11 protein-coding genes and 2 pseudogenes are annotated in these 15,197 nt (G+C 73.9%); 3 read left to right on the forward strand and 10 right to left on the reverse strand.

Annotation, left to right across the window (positions count from 1 at the left end):
• Window positions 1-72 precede the first annotated feature (72 nt).
• Complete coding sequence (locus CLV40_RS39020) at window positions 73-888, forward strand: class I SAM-dependent methyltransferase (RefSeq protein ID WP_219824072.1); 816 nt, start codon at window positions 73-75, stop codon at window positions 886-888.
• A 46-nt stretch (window positions 889-934) separates the two neighbouring features.
• Here CLV40_RS39020 and CLV40_RS22820 read toward each other — a convergent pair whose 3' ends face one another.
• The gene (locus CLV40_RS22820; RefSeq protein WP_104481018.1) at window positions 935-1,657 is read right to left on the reverse strand and encodes a helix-turn-helix domain-containing protein; all 723 of its coding nucleotides are present in this window, start codon (window positions 1,655-1,657) and stop codon (window positions 935-937) included.
• A 559-nt stretch (window positions 1,658-2,216) separates the two neighbouring features.
• Between CLV40_RS22820 and CLV40_RS22825 the strand changes: the two genes are divergently transcribed.
• Window positions 2,217-4,136, forward strand: a complete 1,920-nt coding sequence (locus CLV40_RS22825; protein ID WP_104481019.1) for an ABC transporter ATP-binding protein — start codon at window positions 2,217-2,219, stop codon at window positions 4,134-4,136.
• Here the strand turns inward: CLV40_RS22825 and CLV40_RS22830 are convergent.
• From CLV40_RS22830 to CLV40_RS40865, 5 genes and pseudogenes are all read right to left on the reverse strand, one after another.
• Window positions 4,115-5,371 carry an MFS transporter gene (locus tag CLV40_RS22830; RefSeq protein WP_104481020.1) on the reverse strand — a complete coding sequence of 419 codons (1,257 nt, stop codon included), beginning with the start codon at window positions 5,369-5,371 and terminating at the stop codon, window positions 4,115-4,117. The two genes, CLV40_RS22825 and CLV40_RS22830, sit on opposite strands and share 22 nt — an antisense overlap.
• On the reverse strand, window positions 5,364-5,825 hold the full coding sequence (locus CLV40_RS22835; RefSeq protein WP_104481021.1) for a (2Fe-2S)-binding protein: 462 nt from the start codon (window positions 5,823-5,825) through the stop codon (window positions 5,364-5,366). The genes CLV40_RS22830 and CLV40_RS22835 overlap by 8 nt, the downstream gene beginning before the upstream one ends.
• A complete protein-coding gene (locus CLV40_RS22840) occupies window positions 5,822-6,613 on the reverse strand; it encodes an FAD binding domain-containing protein (RefSeq protein WP_181043669.1) in 792 nt (263 codons plus the stop codon). The genes CLV40_RS22835 and CLV40_RS22840 overlap by 4 nt, the downstream gene beginning before the upstream one ends.
• Complete coding sequence (locus CLV40_RS22845) at window positions 6,607-7,665, reverse strand: xanthine dehydrogenase family protein molybdopterin-binding subunit (protein ID WP_374066551.1); 1,059 nt, start codon at window positions 7,663-7,665, stop codon at window positions 6,607-6,609. Before CLV40_RS22845 ends, CLV40_RS22840 begins: the two co-directional genes overlap by 7 nt.
• A gap of 85 nt (window positions 7,666-7,750) precedes the next feature.
• Window positions 7,751-8,149: pseudogene (locus CLV40_RS40865) on the reverse strand (molybdopterin cofactor-binding domain-containing protein); the annotation flags it as partial.
• A 35-nt stretch (window positions 8,150-8,184) separates the two neighbouring features.
• Between CLV40_RS40865 and CLV40_RS22855 the strand changes: the two are divergent.
• Entirely contained in the window at window positions 8,185-8,592 is a 408-nt protein-coding gene (locus CLV40_RS22855; RefSeq protein WP_104481024.1) for a hypothetical protein, read from the forward strand.
• A gap of 652 nt (window positions 8,593-9,244) precedes the next feature.
• On the opposite strand, the gene CLV40_RS22860 is transcribed toward CLV40_RS22855, so the two are convergent.
• The 4 genes and pseudogenes from CLV40_RS22860 to CLV40_RS22875 all read right to left on the reverse strand — a co-directional run bounded on the left by CLV40_RS22860 (window position 9,245) and on the right by CLV40_RS22875 (window position 15,138).
• Window positions 9,245-11,224 carry a methyl-accepting chemotaxis protein gene (locus CLV40_RS22860; protein ID WP_104481025.1) on the reverse strand — a complete coding sequence of 660 codons (1,980 nt, stop codon included), beginning with the start codon at window positions 11,222-11,224 and terminating at the stop codon, window positions 9,245-9,247.
• A gap of 778 nt (window positions 11,225-12,002) precedes the next feature.
• Complete coding sequence (locus CLV40_RS22870; RefSeq protein WP_181043670.1) at window positions 12,003-13,472, reverse strand: NACHT domain-containing protein; 1,470 nt, start codon at window positions 13,470-13,472, stop codon at window positions 12,003-12,005.
• Window positions 13,473-13,601: 129 nt separating this feature from the next.
• Window positions 13,602-13,934 (reverse strand): annotated as a pseudogene (locus CLV40_RS40870) (NACHT N-terminal Helical domain 1-containing protein); the annotation flags it as partial.
• A gap of 13 nt (window positions 13,935-13,947) precedes the next feature.
• Entirely contained in the window at window positions 13,948-15,138 is a 1,191-nt protein-coding gene (locus CLV40_RS22875; RefSeq protein ID WP_104481028.1) for a cytochrome P450, read from the reverse strand.
• Window positions 15,139-15,197: the final 59 nt, after the last annotated feature.

Below are 15,197 nucleotides of genomic sequence, written 5' to 3' on the forward strand. Positions count from 1 at the left end.
CCCGCGGCAACCGCCTGGCGACCACTCGCCAGACGGGGTCGACGGCGCTCTCGGCTCCCTAGCATCGGTGGGGTGACAACCGATACCGGCGAGATCGTGTCGTTCTACGAGCAGAACGCGGACGCGCAGTGGTCGCGGTTCGACCAGACGGCGCGGGTGGAGGAGTACGTGCTGCACCGGGTGCTGGACGACCACTTCCCGGCCGAGCCCGCGGTGGTCGCGGACATCGGTGGCGGGAACGGCAGGCAGGCGTTCCGGTTGGCCGAGTACGGGTACGAGGTGCACCTGTGCGACCTGACGCCCGCGCTGGTCGCCGACGCGCGCACGCGCGGGGCGCGGCGCCAGGTCGAGCTCGCCTCGGCGGTCGTCGCGGACGCCAGGAGCCTGCCGTGGCCCGATTCCCTCGCCGACGCCGCGCTGCTGCTCGGCCCGCTGTACTGCCTGACCGACGCGGCGGACCGCCTCGCGGTCCTGCGCGAGGCCCTGCGCGTGGTGCGACCGGGCGGTGTGGTCGTGTGCCAGTTCTTCACCCGGGTGGGCGGGTTGCGGTGGATCCTCGAGGCCGCGCCCGCGGTGGCGCGGAACTTCGACTGGCGGGGCTTCCTGCGCACCGGGGTCTTCGGCGACGCGCACATCCCCGACGGCATCCGCGCCCACTACTACTCGACCCCCGACGAGGCGGTGGCGCAGACGCGCGAAGCGGGGTGGGAAGTCGTGCGCCTGCAGGGCATGGACGCCCCCGCCCCCGGTACGGGGCAGTCGAACCTGGCGCGGGCGCCGCGGCGGATCGTCGCGCAGTGGGGCGAGGTCGCGCTCTGCCTCGGCGCGCTGCCCGCCAACCTCAGCGCGGGCACGCACCTGTTGCTGGTCGCCCGCAGGCCCGGGTAAGCCCGCGACCGGCGGCCGGTGGGGCCGCGCCCGCGGCCCCACCGGGTCAGACCCAGCGGCGGCGGGCGGCCTCCACACCCGCTTGGAACCTGCTGCGCGCGTCCAACATCGCCAGCAGCTCCGACGTGCGCCGGTTGAACGTCCGCGACGACATCGCCAGCTGCCGTTGCGCGGCCTGGTCCGTGGCCCCGTCGGCCAGCGACTCCAGCACCGGTCGCAGGTGCCGCGGCGGAACCCGCGTGTCCGCGTCGAATGCCACCCGCGGCAGCGCGGCCCAGAGGGCGTCGTGCAGCAGCGTCACCGTGTTGGTCAGTTCGCGGGCCCCGGTGACGACCCGGAACAGGCCCGCCGCCTCGTCGCGGACCACCATCAGGGAGTCCCGGACGGCCAACACCGACCAGGGGAACGCGTGGCCCACGACCCGTGTGGCATCCGGGAGGGCCGGGTCGACGCCGCTCGCAACGACCCCCGGGTTGCCGGTGAACACGATCCGCCGCCGCTGCACCCCGGCACCACGCGGCAGGTCGAGACCCCGGTCCCCGGCCCGCCGGGTGGGGACCAGCTCCCACGTCCGGGCCGGGTCACCGCCGGTTCCGAGGTGCCTGCCCACCACCTCGGCCACCTCGGCCCACCCGGCGCAGGTGTCCGGGACCGTCGTGGGCGGTCCACTGCGCGCGGTCGTGATCACCACGTTGCGCAGCGCCTCGATGACCGCCACCACCTGCGCACCACTGTCCCCCGCCGTGCCGCCCAGCCCCAACCCGAACAAGTCGTACCTCCATTCCGCTGGTGTCCGGGCGCGCCGAATCGGTCGCGCGGACCCGGATGCCGTCCAGCGAATCGGTCCTCCCGCGCGAGTGGATCGCGAGAAGCGCTATTTCCCCAGTTGTGAACACCTCGGCCCGCCGCGCGGTTCGCCAAGCGCATTCCGAGTTCAAGCTAGCTCATCAAACTCGTCGGTGACCACTACCAAATGCTCGCTTACCGACCGGCCGCGCCCCCGCGGCCCGCAACCCGGGTGCCAGTGGCACCCGCGGCTAGGGCGATGACCACCGGCCGACCCCCCGAAAGCGATTTCACCGCAGGTGGAGCGCCATGACCGGGGACTCGGGCCGACCACGCGCACCACGACCGGCCCCCAAGCCGCCCAGCCCACAAATCCGGACAAGCACCGGCCTCCCCCCGCGTTGATTAATAATTAATCGCCACGGCCATGACCAGCGCGGACACGAAGAACTGCGACGCGGATTTATTACATTCGACCCTTTCGCATTAGACTCGGGAACGGCCAGGGGGAACGTTCACTGACGCGGGGGCAACTGGTGGGAATGCCGGATGGCGAAGGGGGCAGCGAGCCCCTGCTCGCGGTGGAGCGCCTCAGCGTCCCGGAGTGGGCGCGGCTGGGCGAGGAGGTCGCCGCGACCGGGTTCTGGCGCTCGACGCGCGCCGTCCCCGCCGTGGTGGCCCGCGTCGCGGTGCTCGCCTGGCGCGCGTCTCGCGCCCTCACCGCCGCGGCGTTCGCGGCCCACGTGCTGGTGGGTTTCCTGGCCGCGTTCGGTCTCCTGGCGACCGCGGAGCTGTTCACCGCGCTGCTGGCGGCGGGCTCCACCGAGCACCGCCTGGCGGCGGCGTCGCCCGCGGTGGCCGCCGTCGTGGCGTGCTACGCGGGCAAGGCGCTGCTGGGCGCGGCGGCCTCGGCCGTCGAGGGGTCGCTCCGCCCGCTGGTCACCCGGGCGGCGGAGCGGGCGGTGGCGGAGAGCGCGGTCCACGCGCCGCTGGTCGCCGCGGAGGACGCCGACTTCCAGGAGTTGGCCCGGCGCGCGGGGACCGACGGCGTGGAGTCGGTGGACAACGGCGTCCGCCAGGTCACCGGCCTCGCCACCGGGCTGGTCTCGCTGGTCGCCGCCCTGGTCAGCACGGCGGTGCTGCACCCCCTGCTCGCCGCGGCGCTGCTGCTCGCGGCGGGCGCGGACGGCTGGGCCGCGCACCGGGTGGCCCGGCTCAACCGGCGGCACTTCCTCGACACCGTGACCCGGCAGCTGGTGAAGGGTGTGGTCCGGGAGGCGGCGACCGCCCGCCCGTTCGCCTTGGAGCGGCACGCGCTGGTGCTGCAGGACCGGCTCATGGCCGAGTACGACCGGGTCACCGGCGAACTCGTGGTGCTGGAGACCCGGCTCGCCCGCCGCAGCGCGCTCGTGCGCCTGGTCGGCAGGTGCGTCGCGGGCCTGGGCACGGCGGCGTCCTTCGGTGTGCTGGCGCTGCTGCTGTGGACCGGTGTGCTGCCGCTGGCCGTGGCGGGCACCGCGGTGATCGCCATGCGCTCGGCGTCGGCGGCACTCGCCGAGTCGCTGCGCGCGGTGAACCTGCTCCACGAGGACTCCCACCACCTGGACCTGTACCGGGGGTTCCTCGCCGAGGCCGCGGCGCGCCGGACGCGGGTGCGCCCGGCGCCCGCCCCGGCGGATCCCGGGGTCATCCGGCTCGCGGGCGTCTCGTTCACCTACCCCGGCCAGGACCGGCCCGCGGTGGCCGAGGTGGACCTGACCATCCGGCGCGGCGAGGTCGTGGCCCTGGTCGGCGAGAACGGCTCGGGCAAGACCACCCTGGGCAAGCTCATCACGGGCCTGTACCCGGTATCGGCGGGCTCGGTGACCTGGGACGGCGTCGACCTGGCGACGGCGGACCCGCGCAGCGTGCACGAGCGGGTCGCGGTGATCGCGCAGACGCCCGCGGAGTGGCCGGTCACCGCGGCGCTCGCCGTGCGCATGGGCCGGTTGGACCACGTGGACCGGGACGGCGCGCGGTGGCGGCGCGCGCTGCTGCTGTCCGGCGCCGACGAGGTGGTCGACGCCTTGCCGCACGGGGCGCGGACGCTGCTCTCCCGGCGGTTCCGCGAGGGCCGGGACCTCTCGGGTGGGCAGTGGCAGCGGCTGGGCATCGCCCGCGGCATCTACCGCGACGCGCCGGTGCTCGTGGCCGACGAGCCGACGGCCGCGTTGGACGCCAAGGCCGAGGCGCGGGTGTTCGAGGCGTTGCGCAACGCCTGCGCGGACGGAGCCGGGACGACCCGGACCACGATCCTGGTGACCCACCGGTTGGCCAACGTGCGCACCGCCGACCGCGTCGTGGTGCTCGCGGGCGGGCGGATCGTGGCGCAGGGCACCCACGACGAGCTGATCACGGCGGGCGGTCTGTACCGGGAGATGTACGAGACGCAGGCGTCTGCCTACCGGGACTCGGGCACCTGAGCGGGCGGCGCGGACGGGGCGGTGTCGCGCAGCGACCGCGACAGCAGGGGGAGCAGTCCCAGCGCGGCGTAGCCACCCGCCATGGCCAGGATGACCGGTCCGACGTCGGCGTGGGCGAACAGCCAGCCCGCGGTCAGGCTGCCGAGCGGGAACCCCACCGAGGTGACGGCCGTGCGGGCGCCCATGACCCGGCCCCGCACGCCGTCCGGGGTCAGCCGCTGGGCCAGCGACCGCTCGAAGACGTAGTACGGTCCCCAGAGGAAAGTCGCGAGTCCTATGAGGACAACCCCGGCCACCAGGCTGTCCACGAGGGCGAGGGCGGCGAACAGCGGCGCGCCAACGACCAGGACGGCGGACATCCGCAGGTGCGGGCGCAACTTCCCGTACACCGACGGTCCGAACAGCACCCCCAGCAGGGCGCCCGCGCCCGCCGCGCCGACCAGCACGCCGTAGCCCCCCGGCCCGGCGGTCAGGCCCGTGCGGCTGTAGACCGGGAAGAACACCTCCGACATGCCCTGCAGGAACAGGAACCCCACGGTCGACGCGGTCAGCACGAGCACGGCGGGGAGGCGGACCAGCGCGCCGACGCCGAGCCACTTGCCGAGCAGCCCCCGCGAGTCGCCGTCCGCCGCGTCCGCGCCCCGCGCGTTCTCCGGGAGACCGAAGCAGAGCGCGCTCATCAGGCCGAAGGACAACGCGTCGACGACCAGCGCGGTGGGCGCCCCGATCCAGGCCACCAGCAGCCCGGACAGCGGCGGACCGGCGATGTAGGCGATCTCCCAGTTCATCCCCAGCAGCGAGTTGGCCGCCTCCAGTTCGCCGTCGGCGACCAGCCTGGGCACCAACGCGCCCTCGGCCACCTCGGTCAACGCGGACAGCACCGCGGCGCAGGCCGCGATCACGCAGATGAACGGGACGCGCAGGACCCCCGTGGCGTGCAGCAACGGGACAAGTCCTATGAGGACACCGCGGAGCGCGTTGTCCCACCCCAGCAGCACCCGGGGTTGGGCGCGGTCGAGGAGCCTGCCCGCGATCGGGGCGCTGAGCACCCTCGGCAGGCCGAAGCAGAGCAGCACGACACCGAGGTCGGCCGGGCTCGCCACGGTGAGCACGAGCCAGGACAGGGCGACCGTGGTGAACGCGTCCCCGGTGCGGGAGATGAGCATGCCCAACCAGAACCGGCGGAACACCCGGTCCCGGCGGACGAGACCGAGGTTGTGCAGGGTTTCACGCACCGGAGCACTCCCTTCCCGCGGCGAGCACGGCCGCCACGATCGCGGTGTACCCGGTGCACCGGCAGACGTTCCCGGACAGCGCGCGGCGCGCGCCCGCCTCGTCCGGCGCGGCGCCGCCGCACTCGTCGAGGTATGCGCGCGCGGCGACGAGCATTCCCGCCGTGCAGTAACCGCATTGCGCGGCACCGTGTTCGACGAAGCTCCGCAACAACGGGTCCTGCCGTGCCGCCAGTCCCTCCACCGTGGTGATCCGACCGTCCTCGTGCACGACGGCCGGGGTACTGCACGACAGCACCGGTCGCCCGTCGAGCAGCACCGAGCAACCACCGCAATGCCCGCTGCCGCAGGGGATCTTGGTCCCGGTCAGGCCGAGGTCGTCGCGGATCCAGTCGGCCAGGCAGCGCCCGTCCTCCGGTAGGTCCCGTGGTCTGCCGTTGACCTCGGCCGTGGTCATCCGCCCTCCTCGATCGTGGTGATCAGCCGTCGCACCAGCGTTTCCACCGCGGCGCGCCGGTACCGCGCGGTCGCCGTCACGTCGTCGGCCACCAAGGCCCCGACGGCGGCGGCACGCGCGACATCGGCCGCCGAAGCGCCTTCGCCCCAATCGGATTCGGCCGCGGCGACGCGGTGCGGTCGAGTGCCCGGACCGCCGATCGCGATCGCCCGGGTGTCCGCGGTCCGTCCTATCGCGACACTGACCACGTTCGGCCCACCGGCCGATCTGACGGCCAGCTTGGCGAACGCGGATTCGGTGGTGGACTGCCAGTGCGTCGAAAGTAGCAGACGATCGGTCGAGTCAAATAAATCATCGAGGGAGAAAGTCGCGGATTCACCCGGCGCGCCGCGGTCGCGCCCCTCCCCCACCGCGCCCACGGCGAGCAGCGCGACGGCGACGCAGCCGGGTCGCACCGCGACGACGTTCCCGCCGACGGTCGCCATCGCCCGCACCGCGGGCCCGCCGACCGAGGCCGCGGCTTGGCGCAGCGCGGTGGGCACGCGCGCGTCGCGGGTCAGCTCGTCGAGCGTCACGAGCGCACCGCACTCGCGCGACCCGAGGCGGCGCGGTTCCACGACGGCCCCGAGGTGCACCGCGAACTCCGGCGCGCCGCGGCGGCGCCAGTCCGGCAGCGCCACGGTTCCCCCGCCCAGCACCTCGGCCGCCGGGAGGTCGGCCAGGACCGCCGCGGCCTCCTCGACGGACCTGGGGCGCAGGACCCGCCGCGGCGCGGCGCGGCTCAGCACCCCCGGGTCCCGGCCAGCGCGGACCACAGGACCTCGGGCCGCATCGGCATCGTGGTCGGGACGACACCGGTGGCGTCCGCGACCGCACCGGCGATGGCCGCCGGGACCGGGACGATGGGGAGCTCACCCAGCCCCAGCCCGCCGTAGGGCGCCCCGGGCGCGGGGTCCCCGACGAACAGCGCGCGAACCGACGGCACGTCCGTGGCCAGCGGAACCCCGTGTTCCTGGATGGTGGTGACGCCCGTCGAGGGGCAGCGGTCGATCAGCGCCAGGCCGATGCCCTGGACCACCCCGCCCTGCACCTGCCCGGCCGCGCCCAACGGGTTGAGCACCCGTCCGCAGTCGGTGACGACCAGGCACTCCTCGACCGCGACCACACCGAGTTCGACGTCCACGGCCACCGTGACGAAGCAGGCGCAGAAGCTGGCGGGTGCGCGACCGGCCCGGAACGTGACGCGCTCACCGGGCGCGCGCCGGGCGGCGCGTGCCGCGTCCCGCGCCGCCCCCGCGCCGAGGAGCACGCTGCGCTGCGCGGCGCTGCCCACGTCGGCGGGTGTGGTCGCGGTGTCGCCCTCCAGCACCCGGACGGACTCGACGGGCAGGCCCAACTCCTCGGCCACGACCTGGGCGAGCACCGTGGACGAGCCGGTGCCGCTGTCGCAGGTCCCGGTGAACAGGGTCGCGCGGTCGCCGTCGAGTTCGACCCAGGCGGTGCTGAACTCGGACTCCTCGCCGGTCACCGTCGCCTTGACCGCGGTGGCGACACCGTGCCCGACGCGCGTCTCGCCGCGCCGCTCGGCCCGCCGGGGCCACCCGAACTCCGCGCTCCCGACCCGCAAGCAGTGCGCGAGCCGCGCGGGCGCGTTGCGCAGGCGCACCAGGACGGGATCGAGGTCGAGCCGCGCCGCGGCGGCGGTCACGGCCGTCTCGATGGCGAAGTTGGCCTGGGCCACGCCGTAGCCGCGGTAGGCGCCGCCGGGCAGGGTGTTGGTGCGCTTGACCTCCCCGACGAACCGGTGGTGGGCGGCGGGGAGCATGGTCTTCGCGGTCAGGGCGACGGCGCCCGCGACGTACGGCGCGTGCGACGTACGGCGCGTGCGAGCCGTACGCGCCGGAGTCCAGCACCGCGCGCACGTCGACCGCGCGAACCAGACCGTCCGCGGCGACCCCGAGGCGGACCCGGGCTCGGAGCCCGTGCCTGCGCCTGGTGGCGGTGAACTCCTCGGTGCGGTCGTAGGTCAGGCGCACCGGTCGGGCCAAGGCGATGGCGGCCCAGGCCACCAGCGCTTCCTCGTACATGTCCTGCCTGCAGCCGAAACCGCCGCCCTCGTCGACCTTCCTGATCCGGACCTCGGCCTCGGGCAGGTCGAGCACCCCGGCCACCAGCACCCGCAGTTCGCCGGGCGACTGGGTGTTGGACCAGATGTCGATCCCCGCCCCCCGCGGTTCCGCCCGGCAGCAGTGGGTTTCCAGGCACACGTGCTGCGCGCCCGCGACCTCGAAGGTCTCGGCCACGACGAGGTCCGACCCGGCCACAGAACTTCGGCACCAAGGCGACCCTGTTCGCCGCCGTGGTCGGGCGCGCGGCCGACCGGGTGTGCGGGGTGCTCGACCGGTTGACGGCGAGCCCGGTGCCGGTCCCGACCCTGCTGCGCGACCTGCTGGCCCCGGACCACCTCGCCGACGTGCACGGCGCGGGCCGCGTCGGCGCCATCTTCGCCGACGCGGCGGGCATCGCCGACGAGCCGGTGATCGAGGCCGCCGCCCGCGACTCCACCCGGCGCTTCGCCACCGCCATCACCGCGCTCCTGCGCCGCGGCCAGGCCGACGGCCACCTGCGCGCCACCCTCGACACCGAGGCCGCCGCCTGGTGGCTGCTCTCGCTGCTGGCCTCCCAGCGATTCCGGCACGCCACGGCACCGGCGGCGGTCGAGGCCAAGGTCGCGGCCACCCTCCTGGACTTCCTGGTCCAGCCATGAGGGCAGGCACGCGACCGATCTCGCGCTCGGGTCGAGCGTTCTCGGTCAGCCGGTGACGGTGGGGTGCGCGGACGACGGGGGCGGGGGTGGTCGCGAGGGATCGCCCGGTTCTTCCTCCGGGTCGGGAGTGTTCGGCGCGGGCGAGGATCGACCGGTGACCGGTGTCGGGCCCGTCCTGCCGTTCGGCGGGCCTGCCGCCGCCGGCCATGTCGGTTCGGCCGTCGAGCGCGTCGGCGAGGCAGGCGGCGCGGTCGTCGCGGCTGCCCGGTTGTGACCACCGGTCGCGATCACCAGGTGGGTATCGGAGTCGACGGCGACCGACGGGGTGGTGGAGCGCCCGCGGTTCGTCGACCGCGTCGCGCGTCGGCGTGCGAGCCACCCGCCAGCGGCCCGAGCAGGCGCGTGGTGGGGTCGGCGCGCCGGTGGTCGGCCACCGGCGGAGCCCGGTCGGCCGGATCCGACTGCCACCGCCTGCCTGGGCGGCCGTCGGCGACGCCACCGCCACCAGCTCGCGAAGCCGCCCGGGCCGCGAGCCCGCGCGGGGGTCGGTCCACTCCGACCGGGCCCCGGGATCACCCGCACTCGATGACCGGGGCCGAGAACCACCCCGGCGACCGGTCATGGAGTCGCGCGCCGCCCTGGGCGGGTCCGGTCAGTTCGGCAGGCGGAAGCTCTTGCTGACCTGCTCCAACCGCTCGACGGCGTTGGCCAGGTCGTCGGCCAGGCCGAGGCTGGCCTGGACGTTGGTCTCCGTGCGGGCGGCGACGTTCGCGACGTGGCCGATGCTCTCCCGGACCGCGAGCGAGGCTGCCGACTGCTCCTCGACCGCGGCGACGATGGTGCCCTGCATCAGCGCCATGTCGCGGATCGACGTGCTGATCTGCTCGATCACCTGGACGGTGCCGTCCACGTCGGACTGGATCGCGGCGATGCGCTCGGTGACGCTCACCGTCGCGGTGGTGGTCGACTCGGCGAGGCCCTTGACCTCGGTGGCCACGACCGCGAAGCCGCGCCCGGCCTCGCCCGCCCTGGACGCCTCGATGGTGGCGTTGAGGGCGAGCAGGTGGGTCTGGGCGGCGATCCGGGTGATCACGTCGACCACGCCCGCGATGGCGGCCGAGGACCCGGCGAGGCTCTGCAACTGCCCGGCCATGACGGCGGCGGCCTGCTCGGCGTCGTCGGCGAGCGCCGACCCGCGGGTGACCGACGAGGCGATCTCCCCGACGCTGGCGCTGAACTCGGACGCGCCCATGCTGGCCGCCTCCGACTGGGTGTGCGTCACGGTCGCGCTGTCGCGCAGCTCGTCGGCCTGGTCGCGCAGCGCCTCGGCCGACCCGGAGAGGACCTCGGCGGTCTCCACCACGGCCCGCACCGACGCGGTCAGCCCGCGCTGCATCTCCACCAGCGCGGTGCCGAGCTCGTCGTCGGGACCGAGCGGCTCGACCGGGGCGGCCAGGTCCCCGTCGGCGATCCGGCGCAGGTGCCCGGCGGTGCCGCGCAGGGTCGTCACCATCTCGCCGAAGGCCCCCGACAGCTCACCCAGCTCGTCGCGCCCGGCGCGCGGCAGGGTGACGTCCAGGCGACCGCGGGCGATGTCGAGCGCGGCGGCGCGCAGCACGGGCATCCGGGCGGTCAGCCTGCGGGTGGTGAACCAGACGGTCGCGAGCAGCACGAGGGCGATGCCGAGCGCGAAGCCGATCAGCTTGGTCCGCAGCGCGCTCACCGGGGCGAGGACGTCGCTCATCGGGGTCACGGTGGCCAGCGTCCAGCCGGTGCCCTCGACGGGCGCCCAGGTCAGCACGGCGTCGTCGGCGTCGCCCCCGAACGGGTTCTTGCCGTCCATGGTGCCGCTGCCGCTCTTGGCCAACGCGCCCAGGAAGGACGTCGCCGTCGCGCGGGCGGGCTCGGACGCGGCCTGCTCCAGCGTCTTGGACCCCACGACCGAGGCGTCGGGGGCGGCGAGCAGGGTGCCCGCGCCGGAGAGCAGGATCGCGTAGCCGTGGTCGGACACCTTCGCGGCGCTGACCTTCTTGGACAGCTGGTCGAGGGTGACGTCGACGCCCGCGACCCCGATCGTCCGCCCGTCCCGCACCATCGGCGCCGTCACCGAGGTCATCAGCGCCTTGAGGTTCTCGTCGTAGTACGGCTCGACGACGCTCTCCTTGCCGGTCCGCTTCGGCTCGGTGTACCACGAGTAGGTGATGGCCTCGGCGTTCGCCGCGTCGTCCAGCTCCTGGCGGACGGGGTTGCCGTTGGTGTCCTTGATCCAGAGGTACTGGTAGACGCCCGCGAGCGGGTAGCGCGGGTCGCCGGGGGCGTCGAAACACAGGTACATGTCGTAGATCTCGGAGGTGGCGGCGAGCGTCCCCCGGATGACGTCGTCGAGCAGCGGGTGGTTCGCCGTCGGCAGGGCGCCACCGGTGGCGACGATCGCGCGCTCGGCGGTGCGCGCCGCCGCGATCTGGGTCTCGACCTGCCGGGCGAGGCTCTCGGCGACGTCGCGGCCGTGCCCCCGCTGGGCGTCCTCCTCCAGCGAGGTCGCGCTGAGGACGACGAAGGTGGACAGCACGGCCAGGCCGATGACCACGACCGGTACGAGCACGACGAGCAGACGGCCCCGGAAACTCGACATGCGCGTGCTCTCCCTCTAGGTGGACACCACCGGCGGTTCAGCCCTGGTATCGGCCGGACCGCGGCGGCCATGAGGTAGTCCCGCACGAGGGTGCTACCCGGTCAGCGCTCGCACGTGGCCCAGGTGTTCGGCGGCGAGCCGCTCCACCGTCGCCGCGTCGTGGGCGGACGGGGAGTACCCCCAGGTGACGAGCAGTTCGCCTGCGCACACGCCCGCCTCGACGTCGAGCGGGTGCGGTGAGCATCAGCGCGAGCGCGGCCAGCAGGACCTCTTGGACGCCGGACCGCACCAGGCCCTCGGTCAGCGCACCTCCACCGCGCGCGGTGACGGTGCGGACGCGGTGGGCACAGGGTGCTCCCCGATCAAGTCGCCTTGACGGTCGGTGCCGTACGTACTACTCGTAGGAACGCGGGCGCCACAGGGACAGCCGGTCCGGCAACACCGATCGCCACCGTCGCCAGAGGTCTTGATCGCACACCAGGATTTCGGCGCGTCCAACGGAAAGCGCTGACAAGTCACAAGTCGCGGGCGCGTTGCGTATGCGCAGGGTGTGCAAACCGCTCATCTCGGCCAGCGCGCCCAGGTCCGTTATCCCACCGCAGTCCAGACCGAGGACCCGCAGGTGGTTCAACGAGCGGATCGGTCGAGCGCCTGCGGGTTCCCCAGCAGCGCGACAGCCTCGATCATCGCGCTCGCCGCTTCGGCGGAGAAGGCGACGAGGTCGCGGGGCGCGTGCACCAGCAACGCCGGTCCCGCGGACGCGAGGGACCGGGCCTCCTCACCGCGCCGTGGCGGGATCAGGCGCCGGAGGCACGGCTCCACGCGAGCACGCAGGTCCGGGTCCAGCGGGCCCACGGTCTCCAGGCAGGCCGCGGCGAGCAGCCGCAGGGCTCGACCGTGCCGGGGCTCGGCGGACGCCCGGAGCAGCAGGCCGTCGAGCAGCGCGTGGCTCGTTGGCGTGCCCCGCCGCCATGATCACCGTCTCCCGCCAGTTGTCCCGGTGGGCGTGGTCGAGCAGCAACCCCACGTCGCCGTGTTCGGCGGCCTCGCGGGCCGTCAGGTACTCCTGGAACGTGCGGTGCACGAAGTCGATTCGCCCCCCGGCGGGCTCCCGGATCACACCGCTGCGCTGGAGCAGGTGGTCGAGCACGGCAGCCGCGTCGGCCGCGAGAAGCGGCATGCTGCCGAGTCGGTCACCGAGGCGGAGCACCGCGTCGTCACGCGCGAACTCGCTGCGACCGTTGATCGACAAACGCCAAGCCAGGTACTGGAGCAGGTACGTCTTGTCGCGCGCCGACAGGCTCTGCGAACCGTCGGCGGGGATCTGCCGCTCCACATCACGCCTCTCCAGGAGCATGTCCAGGGCGGCGGCGTAGATGCCCATGCGGTCCGGGGGCAACGTGCTGTGGCGGTCCAGGTTGATCGCGCACAGCACCGCGCACAACAGCGGGTTCGTGACCAACCCCTGCAGGTGCGGGCTCGAGTCCAGCTGGGCCAGCAGGGCCCGCTCGTACACCGGCACTTCCTCGACAGCGCAGGGCAAGTCGGGAACACCGCGGATCGCGTCGTGCCAGTGGGTGACCAGTTCCCGGATGTCGGCCACACTCACCCGTTGCAGGACGGCCGAGCCGAACTGCTCGGCGAGCAGCCACCGAGCCGTGGCGGCGTGTGGGCGCGCGGTGATCACCACGCGGTTGTCCGAGTCCACGCGGACCAGTTGTCGGACCCAGTCCCGAACCGACCGGCGGTCCTCCGCCGCGAGTTCGTCGACCCCGTCGACGAGCAGCAGGGCGCGCCCCGCCGCCAACTGGCGGTGCGCCCAGCCCGCGGGCATCAGCGCGACGAGCGGGTCGGCCACACCGTCCAGGAACTGCTCCGGGGCGGGCAGGCGGCGTCCGGCGTAGCTGCGGAGTTTGATGAAGAACGGCACGCGCTCGTTGCAGTCCGCCAGGTCGGATCCGAAAGCGCGCCGGGCCGTGGTCACCGCCAGCCAGTGCAGCAGCGTGGTCTTCCCGGAACCCGCCTCGCCGCGGAGCAGGAATCGCGAGGTGCCGTTGAGCGCTTGCTCGACCTGGACGTTCGCCGCGTCCGCGACCCCACCGGCCAGCGAGGCGAGCCTGCCCCACGGCGAGTTCCGCTCGAGCTGCGCCGGGTGAACCGAACGAGCCGGAGTCGCGTCGGGTGCGACCGTCAGGCTGATGCAGGCGACGCTGAGCGGAGTCGACGGGTGGTACGTCCGAACGTTCACCCCGAACAGCTCAACGGTATCCAGCGTTCTCCCCACGTGTTCGAGATACCGTCGTAGGAACTCCTCGTCGCGATCCGCCCCATCGGGCGCGTCCAGCGTGGCGACCGGCATCCGGTGCAGGATCTGTTCGACTGTCACGCCGAGTGAGGAGGTTCGATTGAGTAGTTCGACGATCCCCCGCGGCGCGAACGGCGCGGTCTGCACGGCCAGCTGGGTGAAGATCGAACAACACTCGTCCAGGAGCCTGTCGTAGAAGCGCGTCCCGCCTTCACCGAGGCCTGCCACGAGCGCGGCCCGCGGCCGCTGGGCTCTCAGGTACGCCGCCAACCGCCGCGGATCGGCGTCGACCCCGGAGAAGGCCGAGTCGGACAGGTCGGATCCGCCGCTGGTGTTCGCCGAGCAGGCGCCGGACGAGCGGATCCAAAACCGAGCAGGCCTCCGAGAGTGCCGCGCGCTCAGCAGAAGCCGTGCGGCCTCACCAGGTGACCGGTAGCCGGTGCAGGCCGCGGGCCATGCGGCCCGGGCGCCAGGTCAACGACTCCCGGTCCACCGCGAGGGTCAAGGTGGGGAGGCGGTCGAGGAGGGTGCCGATGCCGACGCGGAGTTCGGCCTTGGCCAGTTGGGCCGCGACGCAGTAGTGCGGGCCGAAGCCGAACGCCAGGTGGGGGTTGGGGGCGCGGGTCGGGTCGAGGTGGTCCGGGTCGGGGAAGACGCGGGGGTCGCGGTTGGCGACGTCGAGGTGGACCATGACCGCGTCGCCCGCTCGGATGGTCACGCCGCCGAGTTCCACGTCCGCCAGGGCGACGCGGGTGAAGCCCGCCGACGTGACCAGGGGGTTGAACCGGAGGAGTTCGTCCACCGCGCGGTCGAGGGTGGACGGGTCGGCGCGCAGGGCCGCCAACTGCTCGGGGTGGGTGAGCAGGGTGTGGATGCCGTTGCCGAGTTCGCTGGTGGTGGTCTCCAGTCCCGCGTAGAGCAGCGTCACGCCCAGGGCGACGAGTTCCTCCTCGCTGAGCCGGCCCCCGGTGTCGCGCGCCTCGACGAGCGCACCGAGCAAGTCATCGGTGGGAGTGCGGCGGCGATCGGCGACCAAAGCCGCGATGTAGTCGTTGAGCCGGGTGAAGGCGGCGTGGATCTCGTCGGCGGGGTAGGCGGTGGTGGCGAGGGCGACGTCGATCCACGCCGCGAACCGCTCGCGGTCGGCGACGGGGACGCCGAGCATCTGGCAGATGACGGCGACGGGGAGGGGCACCGCGAGGTCGGCGATGAGGTCGGCGGGTGGGCCTTGGGCCTCGACCCGGTCGAGCAGGCCGTCGGCGACGCGCTGGGCGTGGGTGGTCAGTTCGGCGACGCGCCGGGGGCTGAAGGCGGTGGCGACCAGGCGGCGGAGGCGGGTGTGTTCGGGTGGGTCGACGGTGTGCAGGGTGGGGTCGGTGAGGCGGCGCGGGGACGTGCGCGGGACGTCGCGGTCGAGGAGGGCGGCGCGGCTGAAGCGGGGGTCGCTCAGCACGGCGCGGACGTCGGCGTGCCGGACGGCGAGCCAGGCGTCGCCGCCGTGCGGCAGGGAGACGCGGCTGAGGGGCTCGTGGGCGAGCAGGTCGGTGTACTCGGGTTCCAGTTCCAGTGCGGACGGCTCGCGGAACGGGTACGGCCGGGCGGGTCGCATCGGTTTCCCCCAGTCAGGTTTCCGGGTCGGTGGAGTGGTCGTACGGGCACGCGGCGGGG

This window comes from Actinokineospora auranticolor, from assembly GCF_002934265.1.
In the GTDB taxonomy this organism is placed as follows: Bacteria; Actinomycetota; Actinomycetes; order Mycobacteriales; family Pseudonocardiaceae; genus Actinokineospora; species Actinokineospora auranticolor.

Coding starts and splice junctions, on each gene's coding strand:
- CLV40_RS22825 (WP_104481019.1), top strand. CDS start 2,217: ATGCCGGATGGCGAAGGGGGCAGCGAGCCCCTGCTCGCGGTGGAGCGC.
- CLV40_RS22835 (WP_104481021.1), bottom strand. CDS start 5,825: ATGACCACGGCCGAGGTCAACGGCAGACCACGGGACCTACCGGAGGAC.
- CLV40_RS22860 (WP_104481025.1), bottom strand. CDS start 11,224: ATGTCGAGTTTCCGGGGCCGTCTGCTCGTCGTGCTCGTACCGGTCGTG.
- CLV40_RS22875 (WP_104481028.1), bottom strand. CDS start 15,138: ATGCGACCCGCCCGGCCGTACCCGTTCCGCGAGCCGTCCGCACTGGAA.